We start from the raw sequence: 19,603 nt of genomic DNA, 5'->3' as shown, positions 1-19,603 counted from the left end.
GGGCGGGACTGGGTTCCTGCCTGCGCAGGAACACGGTGCGCTTCAAGGAACGCGCAGCTAAGCGGCCCGTCCGCAATCCACCCAAATCCGCCGTTCACTTCCCGCGATAACGGTTCTACTTTCCTGACCAGAGGAGAGCCCCCATGTCCTATACTGGAAGTTGCCATTGTGGCGCCGTCACCTTCACGGTAGCCACCGACGCGCCGACGCAGGCCATGACCTGCAACTGCTCCCATTGCAGCCGCAAGGGCTTCGTGCTGACCTTCGTTCCTGCCGATCAATTCACGCTCGACAGTGGCGGGGACAAGCTGACCGACTATCAATTCCACAAGCACAGGATCACGCACCAGTTCTGCAACATCTGCGGTACGCAGGCCTTTGCGCTGGGCGCATCCCCGGACGGTCCGATGCGCGCCATCAATCTGCGCTGCGTGCCGGATGTCGATATCGACGCGCTCGCCATCAAGAAGGTCGACGGCGCAAGCTTCTGACAGACTGACTTTGCGCCGTCACGCTCAGCCCCTATATGGGCGCTTTCGCGCGTCGGCGCGGCTTGAGATATGGAGCAGTTGAATTGAGCAAGGTTCTGGTCATTGGCGCGGGCGGCGTCGGGTCTGTCGCGGTTCACAAAATGGCCCAAGTGAGCCTGACAAATCCTGATATCTTCAGCCACATCACGCTTGCCAGCCGCCGCATCGTCTCATGCCAGAAGGTGGCCGAATCAGTGAAGGCCCGCACGGGCGTCACCATCGACGTGGCGCAGGTCGATGCCGACAATGTCGACGAAACCATCGCGCTCATCGAAAAGGTCCAGCCCAGGCTCGTCGTGAACCTGGCCCTGCCCTATCAGGACCTGGCGATCATGGACGCCTGCCTTGCGACCAGGGTAGACTATCTCGACACCGCCAATTACGAGCCGCGCGATACCGCGAAGTTCGAATATAGCTGGCAGTGGGCCTATCAGGAGCGCTTCAAGGAAGCGGGCATCATGGCGCTGCTGGGTTCGGGCTTCGACCCCGGCGTCACCAGCGTTTTCGCCAGCTACATCAAGAAGCATCTGCTCGACCGGATCGACACGCTCGACATATTGGACTGCAACGGCGGCGACCATGGCCAGCATTTCGCCACCAACTTCAACCCGGAAATCAACATCCGCGAAGTGACCGCGCCGTCGCGCCACTGGGAAGGCGGCAAGTGGGTCGAAGGCCCGGCGCTGAAGCACAGGCAGGCCTTCGACTTCGATCAGGTCGGGAGCAGGAACATGTACCTCATGTATCATGAGGAACTGGAATCGCTTGCCAAATTCTATCCTGAAATCAAGCGTATCCGTTTCTGGATGACCTTTGGCGATGCATATCTCAAGCATCTGGAAGTGCTTCAGAATGTCGGCATGACGCGGATCGATCCGGTGATGTATAACGGTCAGGAGATCATCCCGCTCCAGTTCCTCAAGGCCGTGCTGCCCGAACCGTCGAGCCTTGGGTCCACCACCAAGGGCAAGACCAATATCGGCGACATCGCGACCGGCGTGAAGGACGGCAAGCAGAAAACCGTCTATGTCCTCAACGTCTGCGACCATGAGGATGCCTACGCGGAAACCGGCAATCAAGCGGTGAGCTATACCACCGGCGTTCCTGCGATGATCGGCGCGGCGATGATGCTGACCGGTGCATGGAAGGGTGAGGGCGTGTTCAACATTGAGCAGTTCGATCCCGATCCGTTCATGGACATGCTGAACCAGCATGGCCTGCCCTGGCAGGTGAAGGAACTGGACGCGCCGCTGGATTTCTGACGATCGCGTAAGGGATCGTCACCCCAGCGAAGACTGAGGTCTTGTGCCTCAACGCCGTGCCCTCTCGCCTGAGATTCCAGCGTTCGCTGGGATGACGGAGTGTTACTGATGGAAACCAGAGCCGGCGATCCCGCCGCCTTCGCGCATTTCGACCTTCACCGCGTCTCCTCGCCTGCCTTCGTGGTGGATGAGGCGGCGGTGCGCCGTAATCTTTCAATCCTGCGCGACATTCGCGATCGGGCCGGGATCAGGGTGCTGGGTGCGCTCAAGGCCTTTTCCATGTGGTCGCTAGGTGACGTGGTCACGGAATATCTCGACGGGGTGTGCGCCTCCGGCATCTATGAGGCGCGCCTTGGCCGGGAGGAATATGGCGGTGAGGTCGCCACCTACTGCGCCGCCTACAAGCCCGACGATCTGGCGGAAATCCTGAAAATCTCCGACCATGTCATCTTCAACAGCCCCGGGCAGATCGCGCGTCTGAAACCCGTGATTGATGCCGCTCGCGCCGAAGGTTGCGTCTTCGACATCGGCCTGCGCATCAACCCTCTGCACGCGGAGGGTGAGGTGCCCAAATATGACCCCTCGCAGCCGCACAGCCGACTGGGCTTCCCGATCGACCAGCTGCGCCCCGAACATCTGGATGGCATCGACGGCCTTCATGTCCACAATCTGTGCGAACAGGATTTCCTGCCGCTTCAGCGCACCTGGGCCGCGATCGAATCCCGCGTCATGCCGCATGTCGCTGGCCTCAAATGGCTCAATTTCGGCGGCGGTCACCATGTCACCCGCGCGGATTATCAGATTGACCTGCTGATCGCCTTTCTCTTGGCGATCAAGGCTGAAACCGGCCTGGAACTCTATATCGAGCCGGGCGAAGCCATGGCGCTGGACGCGGGCATCCTGATCGGGGAAATCCTCGACGTCATCGACAATGGCATGGCCGTAGCGATCATCGACATCTCCGCCACCTGCCACATGCCGGACGTGATCGAGGCGCCCTATCGACCCGCCATGCTGCATGAGGAAAGGGAAGGAGAGCCCACTCGACTCGGTGGCCCCTCCTGCCTCGCGGGAGACATTATCGGTGACTATCGAGTCCCCGGCGGCGCGACTCCGGGACGGCGGATCGCCTTTCTCGATCAGGCGCATTATTCGATGGTAAAGACCAATACATTCAATGGCGTGCCCCTGCCCGCCATCTGGCTGTGGAACTCGGAAACCGACGAACTCAAGGAAATCCGCCAGTTTTCCTATGAGGATTTCAAGTCCCGTCTCTCCTGACGCACATTTCATAGCGGCAAGCGCAACAAATTTTACACATGCGCTTTACAGGGGGACCCCTGCCGCATATATCGCCCTTCCGCTGCCCCATGGGACTTCCACCGCAAGGCAGCTTGAATGCCACGAACTACACTGGAGGTCCCTTGAGTTGCACAAGCACCATAGCGCGCTGGGGGTAGCGACCACCCTCAAACCGGCAGCACCGGTAACGCTTGTTCGTCCCCTGGCAGCAGCCCGGGCCGCCCGATTCTTCTCTGAGAAGTTTCCGGGGCGCTCGCTTTATGCGGTCAAGGCGAATCCGTCTCCCGACCTGATCCGTACGCTGTTCGCGTCGGGGATAACGCATTTCGACGTGGCCTCGATCGCGGAAGTGCGCCTTGTCGCGGAAACGCTGGAAGGCCGGGCGAAGCTTTGCTTCATGCATCCGGTCAAGGCCGAGGAAGCGATCGCGGAAGCCTATCATGTGCATGGCGTGCGCACCTTCTCGCTCGATACGATGGACGAGTTGGAGAAGATCCTGCGCGCGACGGGCGACGCGACCGACCTTGAGCTTTGCGTGCGCCTGCGCGTCTCGTCCGAGCATTCGGAACTCAGCCTGGCGTCGAAATTCGGCGCCGAACTGGGCGAAACCCGCGAACTGCTGATGGCCACCCGTCAGGCCGCCGATGCGCTGGGCATCTGTTTCCACGTCGGCAGCCAGGCCATGAGCCCGCAGGCCTATAGCGACGCCATCGAACGCGTCCGCGCGGCCATCGTCGATGCGGCGGTCACGGTCGATATCATCGATGTCGGCGGCGGCTTCCCGTCGGTCTATCCCGGCATGGAACCGCCCGCGCTGGAGGCCTATTTCGACGCGATCCATCGCGGCTTCGAAAGCCTGCCGGTCAGCTATTCGTCGGAACTGTGGTGCGAACCCGGCCGGGCCTTGTCGGCCGAGTACAGCTCGGTCGTGGTCCGCGTGGAACGTCGTCGCGGCACCGAACTCTACATCAATGACGGCGCCTATGGCGCGTTGTTCGACGCCGCGCATATCGGCTGGCGCTTCCCCGTAGCCCTGCTGCGCGAGGAAGAGAGCGAGGAGGAACTGACCGGCTTCTCCTTCTACGGTCCGACCTGCGATGATATGGACCATATGGTCGGTCCCTTCATGCTTCCGGCGGACGTGGCTGCGGGCGACTATATCGAGATTGGCATGCTCGGCGCCTATGGCGCGGCGATGCGCACCGGTTTCAATGGCTTCACGTCGGAAGCGATCATCGAGGTGGAGGACGAGCCGATGGCCAGCCTCTATGTCGATGCCATCCCGATCCGCCGTCGCGCAACTGTCATCAAATTGGGGTAGAGGCGAAAGCCTCCCCTAAAGGAGAGGATGCAAGGTCCCTCGCCGCGCTCCCCCGCGGCGAGGGACTGATCTTTTCAGCGCCGAAAAATCCCGACCAGCTCAACATGGGTCGACCAACGAAACTGGCCGACCGGACGCACGCTCGCCAGCCGATACCCGCCGCCGATCAGATGCGCGGCATCGCGCGCGAAACTGGCGGGATTGCAGGAAATATAGGCAATCACGGGCACTTGGGACGCAGCAAGCTGCATCACCTGTTCCCGCGCGCCTGCCCGGGGCGGATCGATGACGATCCCGGCAAAACGATTGATCTCCGCAGGCGTCAGCGGCCGCCTGAACAAATCCCGATGATCAGCCACCATCCGCCGTTGCGCGCGGTTCCCAGCCGACTTCAGCGAGAGGATGAGATCGCGGGCAGCCTCAGCCGCGTAAACGGGCCGATGTTGTCCAAGGGCCAGCGCAAATGTGCCCAGGCCGCAGAAAAGATCGGCGACAACGCCTTGAGCAGGCATGGCGTCCAGCGCTTCGCGGACCAATGCCGCTTCGCCGTCAGCCGTGGCCTGAAGGAAGGCGAAGGGCGGAAAAGCGACCGGCACGCCGCCGAAGCTGACGGTAACCGGCTCCGGTTCCCACCGGGTCTGCGGACCGTCCCCTTCGTCTATGGTCAGCCGGGCCAGTGCATGCTCGCGCGCGAAGGCCAGCAGCGCTTCGTCGGCGGCCAGTCCCTCGATCCGGACGCCCTCAAGCAGCAGGTCGACGCCCTGATCGGTCAGCGACATGCGAACATGCGCCGCGCGCTTGTCCGGCAGGATGATCCCGCACAGCGTCCGCAGCGGCGCCAGCAGGGAAAAAAGCCGTGGATCGAGGATTTCGCACATGGTCAGGTCAACCAGCATGTGGCTGCCCGCTTCCGCGAAACCGATGGCGACCTTCCGCCCCTGCCTGCTGGCCCTGAGGGACGCGCGGCGGCGGGCCTGCGGGGGCGAGATATGCGGCGGGAGGATCATGTCCGGTTCCACGCCCTGTCCAGCCAGCGCCCCCACCACGCGCGCCGTCACGAAATCCGCATAGCTCGCATCATCGATATGTTGCAGGCCGCAGCCGCCACAGGCCGGGAAGTGCATGCAGGGCGCGTCGACATGATGCGGCCCACGCACAATGGAGCCGTCAGCCGCGACCCGGTCGCCCGGCGCGGTCAGCGGAACATGGCGGCCATTGGCGGTGACGCCATCGCCCTTTGCGGCGATGCGGATGATGATATCGGGTTCGGGTTCGTTCACAGGCAGGACGCGATAGCCGCTGGAAGCTCCACAAGCAAATCATCCGCGATGAAAGCCGCGCCCGCCCGCCGCGCAGCCTCTCCATGCAGCCATGATGCCTCGCAAGCGGCGCGAAAGCCGTCCCCCATGACTGCGAGGCGCGCGGCCACCAGTCCAGCCAGCACATCGCCTGTCCCGGCCGTGGAAAGCCAGGACGAACCGGCAGAGGACAGGACGACGCGTCCGTCAGGGGCGGCAATGACGCTGTCGGCCCCCTTGTAGATCAGGATCGAACGGCTGCACCGTGCCGCCTCCAGCGCCCGGTCGATCTTGCTTCCCGGCAAATTTCCAAAGAGGCGGACGAATTCGCCCTCATGCGGCGTCAGGATCGCGCCCGGTGGAATGGCGTCCAATCCCGCCTCCGCCAGCAGGAACAGCGCGTCCGCGTCGAGGACAAGGGGATGGCCGGAGCCGAGCACCGGTTTCAGCCGGTCCGAAGCATCCTTGCCGCGTCCCAATCCCGGCCCGGCCAGAACGGCCCTGATCCTGGAATCACCGAGCGATCGCGCAATGTCGGCGGCGGTGCGTGCCTGCTGCGTGACGATCGCGCCAGGTCCGCCATGGACCTTGTCCGGCGTGATATGACGGACCATGCCCGCGCCGGCTCTGGCCGCGGCCTGACAGGCAAGCATGCCAGCCCCCGCCATTTCGCCGCCCATCACGGCGACCAGTCCCCGGCTATATTTATGGGCGCGGGGTTCAGGCCGGAGCAAATGCGGCGGCGAGAGGCGTTGCATCTTCGTGCCGGATGCGTCGATGCCGATATCGGCACAGATCAGCCTCTGCCAGCACCCCGACGCGGGCTGTAGCAGATGGGCTGGTTTCAGGGCACCCAGGGCGATGCACAGGCCCGACAAAGGCACGTCGGAAAGCAGTTCGCCTGTATCCGTCTGCACCCCGCTCGGCAAATCCACCGCATAGCTGAAGCTCGCCCGATCCGTAAGCCGACGCAGATTTGCCGCCAGTTTCGCGTCCAGACCACGCGACAGGCCGGTGCCGAACAATGCATCGACGATCTGCGTGGCCGGGGCGGCATCGAAAACGGGCTCGACCGGCGCATCCCAGGCCGCGCGCGCCCTGAGGCTAGAGGCGGTGCGGCTTTCGCCCGGAGCGGCGACGCGAACCGGCACCCCCCTTGCCCGAAGGAGCCGTGCGATCACGAACCCGTCACCGCCATTATTGCCGGGACCGCATAGCAGCAGCAGGTCCCGTTTCCCGCCAGCCCGCCAGATGATTTCCGCCGCGGCGGCGCCGGCGCGCTCCATCAGCTCATATTCCGGCACGCCGGAGGCAATGACGGCCTCTTCCGCCTTCCGCATCTGCGCGGCGGTCAGGATCGCATGGCTCCGCATCATCTGCCTTTCCTCTCCGCGAGCCGCGCTGGCAGGCGATATCGATCCTGCCCGACGCTGAGTTCGATCTCACCCTTGCCCATGACAAGGATGCCGGCCTGTTCCGCCCCGTCCGCAGGCACGACGCCACGTCCGTCACGCACGATCCGGAAGCGGCGGAAGCCGCCATCGGCATGGCGCACGGTGAGAATATCCCGATCCCGTTCGACGGCACAATCACGGCTCCACGCGGAACCGGCGCCAATCGCGCATGGGACTGCCTGACTCATGGCGGTCATGTCCCCGGAACCCGATGGACGACCGCATGCCGTCAACGCCAGGCACAGCGCCAGGCACGGCGCCAGGCCGTTCTTCAGGGCACGGGATCGATTGGCGACATCGCTCATCCGTTCCGCCTGTTCCATTCCGCCTGTTCCGTTCCGCCCGTCAGGCAAGCCGGTTCCGGCATTCCAGCACGATCGGCCCCAATATTCCGGCAAACCGGCTTTGCCCCTCTGCATCGGCCACCAGATCCTGCCGCATTTCCACGCCCAGATAGGGGATGCCATTCCCTTCCCCATGACGGTTCATCGTCGCATTGAGCACCTTGCCCGAATAGGGCTGCTGGTCCCCCACATTCAGCCCGGCCGCCTCCAGCAGCGGCATGGCGATCCGCGCCGCCCTGTCATCCTGATTGTAGAGGACGCCAATGTCCCAGGGACGTTTCTGATCGGGATCGCTGGCGAGTCGTGGCGTGAAGCTGTGCACCGACAGAATGAAGGGCGACGCCATCTCATCCAGCAACCGCGCGACATGATGATGATAGGGGTGGTGGAAGCGGATCATCCGATCGGCAAGATCGGCATGGCGGTTGCCGGGAATGGCATGGCCGTCGCTCATCACGGGCAACAGGCCGGGCGCGTCATCCTCCCGGTTGAGGTCGATGACGAGCCGCGAGATGCCGCCCAGCATGGCCGTGCAACCCAATTGCTTCGCCAGCAATGCGCTGACCTCCGCCACGCCGATGTCGATCGCGATATGATCGCCCAGCAAGGCAGGATCGATCCCCAGATCAATGTCATGCGGCACATGGGCAGAGGCATGGTCGGCCATGATCAGGATGCTCAGATCACCGCCGTCAACCTGGATGAACGCCTCGCTCATGCGGTCCTGATCCTCGTTTCCGCGACCCACCATTCGCCGTGGTGGGCACGCAGGGTCGCTGCCGCCGCAGCCCTGTGCCGATCCGTTTCGAACAGCGCGAAGCAGGTGGCGCCCGATCCCGACATGCGCGCCAGACGCAGGCCTTCGAACGCTTTCAATGCCGACAGCACATCGGCGATGACGGGACAGGCCTGCATGGCCGCCATTTCCAGATCGTTGCGCCCGTCGGCGATCAACTGATCGAGATCGGTCGCCACCAATGGGCCGCGATCCACCTGATCCCAGCGACTGAAGATCTGCGCGGTGGAAATGGCGATGCCCGGATTGACCAGCAATAGGGGCATGCCCGCCAGCCCTTTTATCGCCAGCGGTTGGAGGCACTCCCCGCGCCCGCGCACCATCTGCGTGATGCTGCCGATGCAGGCGGGAACATCCGAGCCGAGCGCCAGGGCGATCTGCGCCAGCGTCTCCGCAGCCATCGGCGCATTCCAGAGTCGGGTCAGCAGCCGCAGCGCAGCGGCGGCATCGGCTGAACCGCCGCCAATACCCGACGCGACCGGCAGCATCTTGGTCAACCGCAGGTCGGCGCCGAAGCCTTCCCCCAGCCAGGCCTGCAATGCACGGGCCGCCTTCGCCACCAGATTGTCCGGGCCCGCATCCAGCGAAGCGCCGAAGGGGCCGTCGATAGCCAGCCTGATCGCGCCATCGGAACGGACACGGCCCGTCAGCCTGTCCCCCAGTTCGGTGAAGACGAACAGGCTTTCCAGCGCATGATAGCCGTCAGGCCGTTTCCGTCGGACATGCAGCGCCAGATTGATCTTGGCAAAGGCGGTTTCGACCAGTTCTTCGCCGCCCGCCGGACAGGCGGCGGCCACCTCCGCGTCAACGTGCGGCATATTCGGGCTTCATCCCCTCCTTGGCCTTGGCGGCGAGGCGCTGTGCCGTTTCCCCCTCCGCGAACACGGCTGCGGCGCGCCAGGCATAACGGGCCTCATAGCGTCGCCCCGCCGCCCAGAGCGCATCGCCGAGATGTTCGTTGATGGCCGCGTCAGCCGGCGCGCCGGCCGCCGCCCGTTCCAGAATCGGCACGGCGGCATCGATATCGCCCGTGACGAACTGCGCCCAGCCCAGAGAGTCGGAGATCGATGCATCCTGCGGCTTCAGGGCGCTCGCCTTCTTCAGCAGTTCCAGCGCCACATCCATATTCTGCCGCCGCTCGATCTGCGCATAGCCCAGATAGTTCAGCACGGTCGGCTCGTCCGGGGCGAGTTTGGCCGCCCGTTCCAGCACCGCCCGCGCCTCGTTCCAGCGTGCGCCCTGTTCCAGCGCGCTTCCCTCGAACAACAGCAGCGCCCAGGGAACGGCATTGCCCGGATAAGCGGACTGCGCCGCGCGGAAGGCGGAGGCCGCGGCCGCATAATCCTTCTCCTCCGCCAGCAACTGGCCCAGCCGCACATGGCGCTCCGGCTCCGCATTCGGAACGGCTGCCAAAGCGCGCGCGAGGCTGATTGCTTCGGCCTGCCTGCCCGCGGCGGCCAGCGCCTCGACCAGTTCGGCCTGCGCCAGCGCGCCATGCCAGCCAGTGGCAGGAACCGATCGCGCCTGTTCGATCCCATAGGCCGCATAGCCCGCGCGGCTCAACAAATCGGCGGCGACGATATGCGCGGCGGGGCCGTCAGGATCGGCAAAGCTGGCGATGCGCGCCAGCCTGATGCCCAGCGACCCCGTGCTGCCGTCCGAGGAGATATCCGCGGCGAGGCGGGTGAGCAGGCGGGCGAAACCCTGTCCCGCCGTCTGCGATCTGTTGCGGGCGGAGAGCGGTTTGCCACGGGCGATATCCGCGCGCGCCTGCGCGAAATTGGCCTCATCCTCGGGCAGAAGCGCCAGTGCATCGGCCCTGGCGCCGCGCGCGGCCAACTGCCCTGCAAAGAGCAGCCTCAACTCCGCCATCTCGCCCGTCCGCAAGGCAAGCGCGCGGTTGATGGCGGCCTTCGCGCTTTCCATATCGCCTTTGCGCAGGGCCTGGAACGCCAGATGTTCGTCCAGATAGCGCTTTGCAAGCGATGCAAAGCGATCGGCGGAATCGATGACAGGCGGCGCATATCGCCCCTCCCCCACCGAAATCCAGCTCCGCATGATCGGCGCCAGAAAGGCGAAATTACCCTCCACCACCATCCGGTCGACCAGCAGGCGGGCGCCCGGCCAATCCTTTCGGTTCAGCGCATCGGCGATCTGGAGCAAAGTGCCGTCGCGAGGCAGCAGGCCGTCGCTTTCCAGCAGGGCAGCAGACCGCAGAGCCAGGGTCATGTCGCCGCTGATGATCGCCTGAAAATAAGAGCGCCGGGCAACCTGCGGACTGGCGGGATCTTCGTCCAGCGCAGCCCGATAGCTGCTCAGCGCAAGTCCGGGAACGCCATCGCCATCGGCCAGGCGCCCCCGCATATAGGCATGCAATGCGCTGCCGGGGTCCACCGATGCGCCCGCCATGGCGGGCAGCATCAGCATCGTCATCGCGGCAAATGCCTGTTGAGGTAGGCGCCTACATATTGGGATAGTTCGGCCCTCCACCGCCTTCGGGCACGACCCAGTTGATGTTCTGGGTCGGGTCCTTGATGTCGCACGTCTTGCAGTGGACGCAATTCTGCGCGTTGATCTGGAAGCGGGGATTGCCCTCCTCCAGCCCGACCACTTCATAGACGCCCGCCGGACAATAGCGCTGTGCAGGCTCGTCATAAAGGGGCAGGTTGTAGGAAATCGGAACCGACGGGTCCTTCAGTTGCAGGTGAACCGGCTGGTCTTCCTCATGATTGGTGTTCGACAGGAACACCGAGGACAGACGGTCGAAGCTGATCACGCCGTCGGGCTTGGGATAGTCGATCTTCCTGGCGTGGTCTTTGGTCCACAGCTTCTCGCAATCGGGCTTGTGCTTCATCGTGAAGGGCAGGCCGATCTTCAGCGTGCGCATCCACATGTCGATGCCGGCCAGAACCGTGCCGATGGTGTTGCCGAACTTCGACAGCAGCGGCTCGGCATTCTTCACCAGCTGCAATTCCGTCGCGATCCAGCTCGACCGCAGCGTCGCCTCATAATCGTCCAGCACGTCGCTCAAACGATCGGCCTTGATCGCCGCGAAGGCGGATTCGGCGGCCAGCATGCCCGACTTCATCGCGGTGTGCGTGCCCTTGATGCGCGGCACGTTGACGAAGCCCGCCGAGCAGCCGATCAGCGCACCGCCGGGGAAGGCGAGCTTGGGGACCGACTGCCAGCCGCCCTCGTTGATCGCGCGCGCGCCATAGGAGACGCGGCGACCGCCCTCCAGATATTTGCGGATTTCCGGATGCTGCTTCCAGCGCTGGAATTCCTCGAACGGATAGAGATAGGGGTTGCGGTAGCCAAGGCCGACCACGAAGCCCAGAGCCACCTGCCCATTGGCCTGATGATAGAGGAATCCTCCCCCATAGGCGTCCGTCAGTGGCCAGCCCTGGGTGTGGATGACGAGGCCCGGCTTGTGCTTGGCGGGATCGATGTCCCACAGTTCCTTCATGCCGATGCCATAGACCTGCGGCTCGCTGTCGGCGTCGAGCGCGAACTGGCGCTTTAAAATCTTGGTCAGATGGCCGCGCGCGCCTTCCGCGAAGAAGGTGTAGCGGGCGTGCAGTTCCAGACCCGGTTGATAGTCGGGCTTGCGATTGCCTTCGCGGTCGATGCCCATGTCGCCGGTGGCGACGCCCTTTATCGAGCCATCCTCATTGTAGAGGATTTCCGCCGCCGCGAAGCCGGGGAAAATCTCCACCCCCAGCCCCTCGGCCTGTTCCGCCAGCCAGCGGCACAGATTGCCCAGCGAGCCTGTATAGGTGCCCTTATTGTGCATCCAGCCCGGCGTCATGATGTGCGGCATGCTCATCTTGCCGCCCTTGCTCAGGAACCAGTGCTGGTTGTCGGTGACCGGCACTTCGGCCATCGGGCAGCCCATATCGCGCCACTGCGGGAACAGCTCGTCCAGCGCCTTGGGATCGACCACCGCGCCTGACAGGATATGCGCGCCGATCTCCGACCCCTTTTCCAGCACGCAGACCGACAGTTCCTGCCCGGCCTCGCTCGCCAGCTGCTTCAGGCGGATCGCAGAAGACAGGCCGGCCGGTCCCCCGCCGACGATGACGATGTCATAGGGCATCGAATCCCGTTCGCTCATAGTCCCTCCAATTTGCGGGCGCCGTCGGTTTTCCTCCCCAATCCGGTCGCCGCACTACCCAAACGTTTTGCCACTCAGCGCGATGAAGAAACTTGACCACGGCGTCAACCTCTGGCCCAAGACAATCAATGCGGGGATTATTGCGGGAAAATTCGGCGGAAACCGCCAACGCCTATCTGGCGTGGTGGAATCTGGCCGGCGTGGATGGCGCGGTCGGCGAAGAGCCGGTCAACTGGCTGCGCCCTGTTCCGGCGCCTGCCGCTGCGCCGATGGCGATCCCCGATCAAAGCCCCGCCTTGCCCAGGCTTCCCTCGTTCGACGCATTCCGGCTCTGGCTTGCGGAGGATGCCGCCCAGCCGGAACGCCGCTGGCCCGGTACCATCATCCTGCCGGAAGGACCGGTCAATGCGCCGCTCATGGTCATCACGGACATGCCCGACCCCGCGGATATCGGTGCAGGCGCTTTGCTCAGTGACCGTGCGGGGCAGTTGTTCGACGCGATGTTGCGGGCCATCGGCCTGAAGCGGGCGGATGTCCACCTGGCATCGCTTTTTCTGTCCCGCCCGCCCGGCGGGATGGTCGAGGCATCGGACCTGACAGCCGCCGCGGCGAGAATCTCCACGCATGTGATGCTTGCGGCGCCGCAACGCCTGTTGTTGCTGGGGGACCGCACGGCCCGCACATTGCTGCCGGAAGGTGCACGTTTTTTTAACCATGAAGGCGGCACCCTACCCGCCTTAGCCACATTTCATCCGCGTTTGCTGCTTGGCCAACCGGCCGCAAAGGCAGAATGTTGGCGATTGCTGCAAGGCCTGATTGAGGAAATGCCCAAGTGATTCGCGCCGTGACCCGTTCGTCCCGCCTGACGATGACCGCCTTCATCGGATTGGCTGCCCTGAATGCGAACGCCGCCTCCGCAAGCGCCGACACGGCCGTTCCGGCCCATGGCGTCCCCTCGGACTTCTCCATCCCTCTGAAGCCGAGCGATGCCGACAAGGCGCGGTATGAAGCCATTTACGCGGCCTTGCGCGATCAGAAATGGACTGATGCCAGGGCCATGATCATGACCCTGGATGCGCAGGACGCCTTCCGCCCGGTTGCTTTGGCCGAACTGTATCTCGACAGGAATTCACCCAAGGTCGAATTGTTCGAGCTGCTCGATCTGATCAACAAGGCACCCTGGCTCGACAAGGCCGACCAGCTTTCGCGGCTGGCGCAGAAGCGTGGCGCGACCATCCTGCCGACGCTGCCCCAGGTGCAGAAGATGGTCTGGCTGGGAAGCGCGCCTCGCCGTGAATATGTCCCGGCGATCAGGACTGACGCTCTCGCCCAGACGCTGGTCGGCCAGATTCAGCCTTTCATCAAGAATGACGATCCCGCCGGAGCCGAGGCCCTGCTGATGGCGGGCGAAGCAGGCCTGACACCCGAAGGGCTGACCGAAGTGCGCCAGCGCATTGCCTGGGCCTATTATATCGAAAGCGACGATGCCAATGCCCGGCGCATGGCGGCGCGAGCGTTGGAAAACCGCAGCGGCGGCGACTGGGCGGTGCAGGCCTATTGGACGACCGGGCTTGCGGCGTGGCGCCAGAATGACTGCCGCGCCGCCGCGCCCGCCTTCGGCAATGTCGCGGCGCTTGCCGGCAATAGCGATATGCGCGCGGCCGGCGCCTATTGGGCCGCGCGGGCCTATATGATCTGCGGCGAACCCGAAAGGGTTGAAGCTCTGCTGAAGACCGCTGCCCGGTCCGATGAAAGCTTTTACGGCCTGCTGGCGCGGGAAACACTGGGCCTGCCATTGGGCGGTGCGCCTGTCGCGAGCCGGTTAGGCCCGACGGAATGGCAGCAGATCAAGGACAGCCCCAATGTGCGGGCGGCCATCGCTCTTGCCGCGATCGGTGAAACCGCGCGCGCCGATCAGATGCTGCGCTATCAGGCGAAGATCGGTGGGACCGGCCAATATGATGCTTTGCTTCGACTGGCCGGCGCGCTGAGCCTGCCGGAAACGCAACTGTGGCTCGCCCATAACGGCCCGGTCGGCAAACAGCCCGGCAGTTTCGCGCGCTTCCCCGCACCCGATTGGCGACCCGACGGGGGATGGCGGGTCGATCCCGCCCTGATTTATGCGCATACGCTTCAAGAATCCGGTTTCCGCAGGGATGTCGTCAGCAGCGCGGGCGCGCGCGGATTGATGCAGGTGCTGCCCAGCACCGGCAATCTGATGGGACTGGCAGCATCCGATCAATTGTTCGTGCCGTCGACCAATATGGAATATGGCCAGCGCTATCTGGAAAACCTGCGTGACATGAGCGCGACCGGCGGGCTGTTGCCCAAGGTGATGGCGGCCTATAATGCCGGCCCCCTTCCGGTCGAACGCTGGAACAGCGAAGTCAAGGATAATGGCGATCCGCTGCTCTTCATCGAATCGCTGCCCTATTATGAAACCCGCGCCTATGTGAACATCGTGATGCGGAATTACTGGATGTATCAGATTCAGGCGAAGGGCAGCGCGGATTCGCTCGCCGGCATGGCACAAGGCCTGTGGCCGGCCTTTCCCGGAGCCAAAGGAACGCGCCTTGTGCGCCTGACGCCACGGATGCCGATGGCCAGCGCCAGCGTTGCAGGCGGTTCCGACTGATGCCGATAGACGAAAGCCGGCCATTTCTGCCGGTTCGCATCGCGCTGCTGACGGTGTCGGACAGCCGTACGGCCGCTGACGACCGATCGGGCGACATATTGGCCGAACGCATCGCGGCGGCGGGTCATATCCTTGCAATTCGTCATATCGAACGCGATGAACGCTCCGCCATCGTCGCCCGCCTTCATGCCTGGATCGACGATCCGCACGTCGACTGCATCATCACCACGGGCGGAACAGGGGTCACCGGCCGCGACGTGACGCCAGAGGCGTTGGCTCAGGTGCAGGACAAGGAAATTCCCGGCTTTGGCGAACTGTTCCGCTGGCTCAGCTATCAGAGCATCGGTACATCGACGATACAATCCCGTGCGACCGCCTGCGTGGCGCGGGGCACCTATATCTTCGCGCTGCCCGGATCGACGGGCGCGGTCAAGGACGCCTGGGACGGCATCCTCGTCAGCCAGCTCGACAGCCGTTTCCGGCCATGTAATTTCGTGGAGCTGATGCCGCGCCTTATGGAGCGGTAGGGCTGCCGGACTTTGCTGGCGCGGGGTTCTCCTTGAAGAATTTGCCAGCCTCTCCAAGCATGACCGCCCACCAGTCGACCACATCCGCAAAATTCTTCTGATTAAGGCCTCCGACGGTCGTCACGTCATAAGCCAGTGCAAGCGATTGGTCGTCCCAGACCGACATTTGGGCGAACCGTTTGTCCTTGTTCCATTTATTGGCAAGTTCAGGCGTGTTCCCGCCATCATCCTCGAAGCTCACCTGAAACTGCAATGAGCCGCATTGACGGCTCTGTTCGCATTCATAGAAGAAAATCGTGTAATTATAACCGCTTGCGGCGCTCTCCACCTTTGGGTTGCCCGTTTGCTTGCTCTTGCTCAGCGCAGCCTTGTATCCCGCTGCCTGCAAGGCCTGAACCACGGTCTGCGGATCGCTTGCACAGACCAGATTGGCCCCGCATGGGTCGTTATCCGTCGCCGTGCACGGCGTCGCCAGCACCCCGATCCACAATCCTGCCATGACAGCGATCTTCCGCATGATTCCCCCTTTTTTCCGAGACGCTTGGTGGCGTGCCCGACGTCCCTTGTCAATATGTTCTCTTTATGTTCTAATGCTGCCATGACCGCGGAAAAGGGCAGAGGCGCAACGTTGAACGGCGAAAGCCGCAGGTTCAACATGCCCGAGCGAGTGGCGGATGGCGATTGGCTCGATGCCCTGCCTGAAATTGACGGCGCTCCCCCCCGCCGTCGCACGGAAGTCGCCGTTGAACATCCGCGAACCATCATCAACCGCAACAACTCTCCCGATATTGCCTTCAGCCAGTCGATCAACGCCTATCGCGGGTGCGAACATGGCTGCATCTATTGTTTCGCGCGCCCCACCCATGCCTATCATGACCTGTCGCCCGGCCTTGATTTCGAAACCCGCCTGTTCGCAAAGCCCAATGCTGCTGAACTGCTCCGCAAGGAGCTATCCCGAAAAAACCACATGATCACGCCGATTGCCATGGGAACCAATACCGATCCCTATCAACCGATCGAACGGGATTGGAAGATCACAAGGCAATGTCTTGAAATATTGTGGGAATGCCGTCATCCAACCTATGTCACGACCAAGTCCGACCGCATTTTGCGCGATATTGATCTGCTGGCGTCCATGGCCCGGGAAGGGCTTGTCGCCGTCATGATTTCGGTCACGACGCTTGATCCCGTCACCGCCAGAACCCTGGAACCGCGAGCGCCGCATCCACTCCGGCGGGTAGAGGCGATCCGCGAACTGTCCCAGGCCGGAATCCCGGTCGTGGCCAGCATCTCTCCCATCATCCCGGCCATCACCGATCATGAGATGGAAAGCATCGTCGCCCGCGTGGCATCGGCAGGCGCCCGCGACGCCAGCTATATCCCCGTCCGCCTGCCGCACGAAGTCGCCCCGCTGTTCCGCGCATGGCTGGAGGAGCATTATCCCGATCGCGCGGCCAAGGTGATGGCCATCATCCACGATATCAGGGGTGGGCGCTACAATGATCCGAATTTCGGCAGCCGGATGCGCGGTCAGCGCGTCTGGGCCGACCTGATCCGCACCCGTTTCCAGAAAGCCCGCAACCGCGCCGGATTTACCGGCGAACGCCTGACCCTGCGCACCGATCTTTTCCGCAAGCCGGCTGACGACCAGTTGCGGCTGTTCTGAGGACTGGATCAGCCCGCCACCAGCTTCAGGCCTGACCGCCGGTTCCGCGCGCGATAACCATCGGCCTTCGCCTCCATCCGTTCGAAACGGCCTATGCGCAGGCTGGGGATCGTCGCGATGGCGTCCACCTGGTCGGCGCCGATCAGATAGTCGTCGCCCAGAAACAGCCGTGCCGCCTTGCCGCCGCCAACCGGCGCGCGCAGGAATACTTCGCTACGCCCCCCCTTGGTTCGCGACAGAAGCTGGGCCAGCGCCTCGATTGCCGCCACGTCGATCACATCGATCACCAATTCCATGCGCGAATTATTGGCCAACTGGCGGAACGGCTCGACGCCCCTGATCGTAACGCGGGGCGTTTCCTCGCCGGGCAAACGATCCAACTCCACCATCAAAAGAGCGCAGTCACCCTCCCGGGCCATGTCTTCGATCGCCTTGCAGGCATCCTCATCAAAGCAACTCGCCTGAAACTGGCCGCTGCTGTCCGAGAAAGTGGCGGCGGCGTAACGCGCGCCGCGCTTGGTTTCGCGCCAGCGCACATCTTCGACCATGGCGGCCATCACGCCATTGGCACGACCGCCCTCGGCCACGGGCTCGGCGCAGATCGCGCCATAGCTTTTCGCGCCGCGCGCCTCCGCCAGATGCCGGTAGCGGTCGACCGGATGCGCCGAGAAATAGAAGCCGAAAGCGTCCTTTTCCTGCGCCATGCGATCCGCCATCGACCAGGTCTGATGCGGCGGTATCCGGACATCCGCGTGGGGCGTCTCCACGTCTCCGAACAGGCCGCCCTGCCCGCTTTCCCTTGCCTCGGCAGCGCTCGAGGCGACGCTCAGGATCATTTCCGCCGCCGCATGGACCCCCGCGCGGTCGGGATGCACATCGTCAAACGCGCCCGCTGCCGCCAGACTTTCCAACTGCCGCCGGTTGAGCAGGCGCGGTTCGATCCGGTCGGCAAAATCATCCAGCGACTTGAATGGGCCGCCAGCCTCACGCTCAGCGACCAGTTGCTCCATCGCCTTCTCGCCAACGCCTTTCAGGCCGCCCAGGGCATAGCGCACAGCAAAGCCCAGACGTGGATCGTCGCCATCATATTCGACCGCATCGACCGAGAAATCCGCAAGGCTGCGATTGATGTCGGGGGCCAGACAGGCCAGTCCCATCCGGCGCATATCGTCGACGAATACGGTCAGCTTGTCGGTGAGGTGAATATCGAAGGCCATCGACGCGGCATAGAATTCCGCCGGATAATGGGCCTTCAGCCATGCGGTCTGATACGCCAGCAGAGCATAGGCGGCGGCGTGCGATTTGTTGAAGCCATAGCCGGCGAATTTGTCGATCAGGTCGAACAGCTCATTGGCCTTGCCAGCGGCGATATCGCTCCTTGCGCAGCCTTCGACGAAACGGGCGCGCTGGGCGTCCATCTCCGCCTTGATCTTCTTGCCCATGGCGCGGCGTAGCAGGTCGGCGTCACCCAGCGAATAGCCCGCCAATATCTGCGCGGCCTGCATCACCTGTTCCTGATAGACGAAGATGCCATAGGTTTCTTCGAGAATGGGTTTCAGGAGGATATGAGGATATTCAATGTCTTCCTGTCCATTCTTGCGACGGCCGAACATCGGAATATTGTCCATCGGGCCGGGACGGTAGAGCGACACCAGCGCAATGATGTCACCGAAATTGGTGGGACGCACGGCGGCCAGCGTCTTGCGCATGCCTTCCGATTCCAACTGGAACACGCCCACCGTGTCACCCCGCTGGAGCAGTTCATAAACCGCCGGATCGTCCCAGCCGAGCGAGGTGAGATCGACCGCCACGCCCCGTCCGGCGAGAAGTTGAACGGCCTTCTGGAGGACCGACAATGTCTTGAGCCCAAGGAAGTCGAACTTCACCAGTCCCGCGCCTTCGACATATTTCATGTCGAACTGCGTCACCGGCATGTCGGAACGGGGATCGCGATAAAGCGGCACCAGTTGCGAAAGCGGCCTGTCCCCGATCACCACGCCGGCAGCATGGGTGGAGCTATGGCGCGGAAACCCCTCCAGCTTCATGGCATAGTCGATCAGGCGCTTGACCTGCCCGTCATTGTCATATTCCGCCCTGAATTCGGCCACGCCGTTCAGCGACCGTTCCAGCGTCCAGGGATCGGTCGGATGATTGGGCACCAGCTTGGCAAGGCGGTCCACCTGGCCATAGCTCATCTGCAACACGCGGCCGGTATCCTTCAGCACGGCGCGCGCTTTCAGCTTACCGAAGGTGATGATCTGGGCGACATGATCCGACCCATATTTCTGCTGCACATAGCGGATCACTTCGCCGCGCCGCGTTTCGCAGAAGTCGATGTCGAAGTCGGGCATCGA

Annotated in this window: 17 protein-coding genes; 8 read left to right on the top strand and 9 right to left on the bottom strand. The window is 63.4% G+C overall.

Features of this window, described 5'->3' with window-relative positions:
• The first annotated feature begins 143 nt into the window (after positions 1-143).
• The 4 genes from RUH75_RS20075 to RUH75_RS20060 all read left to right on the top strand — a co-directional run bounded on the left by RUH75_RS20075 (position 144) and on the right by RUH75_RS20060 (position 4,415).
• A complete protein-coding gene (locus RUH75_RS20075; RefSeq protein WP_313808959.1) occupies positions 144-491 on the top strand; it encodes a GFA family protein in 348 nt (115 codons plus the stop codon).
• Positions 492-574: 83 nt separating this feature from the next.
• Positions 575-1,792: a saccharopine dehydrogenase family protein gene (locus RUH75_RS20070; RefSeq protein ID WP_313808958.1), complete on the top strand. Its 1,218-nt coding sequence runs from the start codon at positions 575-577 to the stop codon at positions 1,790-1,792.
• 108 nt (positions 1,793-1,900) lie between these two features.
• Positions 1,901-3,073 carry a carboxynorspermidine decarboxylase gene (locus RUH75_RS20065; RefSeq protein ID WP_313808957.1) on the top strand — a complete coding sequence of 391 codons (1,173 nt, stop codon included), beginning with the start codon at positions 1,901-1,903 and terminating at the stop codon, positions 3,071-3,073.
• 148 nt (positions 3,074-3,221) lie between these two features.
• Positions 3,222-4,415 (top strand): type III PLP-dependent enzyme, encoded by a 1,194-nt coding sequence (locus tag RUH75_RS20060; RefSeq protein WP_313808956.1) that lies wholly within the window; start codon positions 3,222-3,224, stop codon positions 4,413-4,415.
• A gap of 74 nt (positions 4,416-4,489) precedes the next feature.
• Here RUH75_RS20060 and RUH75_RS20055 read toward each other — a convergent pair whose 3' ends face one another.
• The 7 genes from RUH75_RS20055 to RUH75_RS20025 are packed head-to-tail and all read right to left on the bottom strand — an operon-like array spanning position 4,490 to position 12,421.
• Positions 4,490-5,695, bottom strand: coding sequence for a class I SAM-dependent RNA methyltransferase (locus RUH75_RS20055; protein WP_313808955.1), 1,206 nt, complete (start codon positions 5,693-5,695; stop codon positions 4,490-4,492).
• Positions 5,692-7,086: an NAD(P)H-hydrate dehydratase gene (locus RUH75_RS20050; protein WP_313808961.1), complete on the bottom strand. Its 1,395-nt coding sequence runs from the start codon at positions 7,084-7,086 to the stop codon at positions 5,692-5,694. The genes RUH75_RS20055 and RUH75_RS20050 overlap by 4 nt, the downstream gene beginning before the upstream one ends.
• Positions 7,086-7,490: a hypothetical protein gene (locus RUH75_RS20045; protein ID WP_313808954.1), complete on the bottom strand. Its 405-nt coding sequence runs from the start codon at positions 7,488-7,490 to the stop codon at positions 7,086-7,088. Before RUH75_RS20045 ends, RUH75_RS20050 begins: the two co-directional genes overlap by 1 nt.
• A 22-nt stretch (positions 7,491-7,512) precedes the next feature.
• Complete coding sequence (locus RUH75_RS20040) at positions 7,513-8,229, bottom strand: N-formylglutamate amidohydrolase (RefSeq protein WP_313808953.1); 717 nt, start codon at positions 8,227-8,229, stop codon at positions 7,513-7,515.
• The gene (locus RUH75_RS20035) at positions 8,226-9,125 is read right to left on the bottom strand and encodes a 4-(cytidine 5'-diphospho)-2-C-methyl-D-erythritol kinase (protein ID WP_313808952.1); all 900 of its coding nucleotides are present in this window, start codon (positions 9,123-9,125) and stop codon (positions 8,226-8,228) included. Before RUH75_RS20035 ends, RUH75_RS20040 begins: the two co-directional genes overlap by 4 nt.
• Positions 9,112-10,734 (bottom strand): tetratricopeptide repeat protein, encoded by a 1,623-nt coding sequence (locus RUH75_RS20030; protein WP_313808960.1) that lies wholly within the window; start codon positions 10,732-10,734, stop codon positions 9,112-9,114. The genes RUH75_RS20035 and RUH75_RS20030 overlap by 14 nt, the downstream gene beginning before the upstream one ends.
• 34 nt (positions 10,735-10,768) lie before the next feature.
• Positions 10,769-12,421, bottom strand: coding sequence for an electron transfer flavoprotein-ubiquinone oxidoreductase (locus RUH75_RS20025; protein ID WP_313808951.1), 1,653 nt, complete (start codon positions 12,419-12,421; stop codon positions 10,769-10,771).
• Between the two features lie 128 nt (positions 12,422-12,549).
• Here RUH75_RS20025 and RUH75_RS20020 point away from each other — a divergent pair, with 128 nt between their 5' ends.
• From RUH75_RS20020 to moaB, 3 genes are read left to right on the top strand one after another with little or no spacing between them, the layout of a single operon-like run.
• On the top strand, positions 12,550-13,257 hold the full coding sequence (locus RUH75_RS20020) for a uracil-DNA glycosylase family protein (protein WP_313808950.1): 708 nt from the start codon (positions 12,550-12,552) through the stop codon (positions 13,255-13,257).
• Positions 13,254-15,056, top strand: a complete 1,803-nt coding sequence (locus tag RUH75_RS20015) for a lytic transglycosylase domain-containing protein (protein ID WP_313808949.1) — start codon at positions 13,254-13,256, stop codon at positions 15,054-15,056. The genes RUH75_RS20020 and RUH75_RS20015 overlap by 4 nt, the downstream gene beginning before the upstream one ends.
• The gene (moaB, locus tag RUH75_RS20010; protein ID WP_313808948.1) at positions 15,056-15,583 is read left to right on the top strand and encodes a molybdenum cofactor biosynthesis protein B; all 528 of its coding nucleotides are present in this window, start codon (positions 15,056-15,058) and stop codon (positions 15,581-15,583) included. Before RUH75_RS20015 ends, moaB begins: the two co-directional genes overlap by 1 nt.
• Here the strand turns inward: moaB and RUH75_RS20005 are convergent.
• Positions 15,570-16,100: a YbjN domain-containing protein gene (locus RUH75_RS20005; RefSeq protein ID WP_313808947.1), complete on the bottom strand. Its 531-nt coding sequence runs from the start codon at positions 16,098-16,100 to the stop codon at positions 15,570-15,572. The genes moaB and RUH75_RS20005 overlap by 14 nt on opposite strands.
• An 81-nt stretch (positions 16,101-16,181) precedes the next feature.
• Here RUH75_RS20005 and RUH75_RS20000 point away from each other — a divergent pair, with 81 nt between their 5' ends.
• Complete coding sequence (locus tag RUH75_RS20000) at positions 16,182-17,249, top strand: PA0069 family radical SAM protein (RefSeq protein WP_313808946.1); 1,068 nt, start codon at positions 16,182-16,184, stop codon at positions 17,247-17,249.
• Positions 17,250-17,257: 8 nt separating this feature from the next.
• Here RUH75_RS20000 and dnaE read toward each other — a convergent pair.
• Positions 17,258-19,603: DNA polymerase III subunit alpha (dnaE, locus tag RUH75_RS19995; RefSeq protein WP_313808945.1), on the bottom strand; the 2,346-nt coding region annotated here is incomplete at its 5' end.

The organism is Sphingobium sp., assembly GCF_032153725.1.
In the GTDB taxonomy this organism is placed as follows: Bacteria; Pseudomonadota; Alphaproteobacteria; order Sphingomonadales; family Sphingomonadaceae; genus Sphingobium.
Note: the sequence above shows the minus strand (reverse complement) of the source record. Positions and strands in the feature narration are given on the sequence as shown.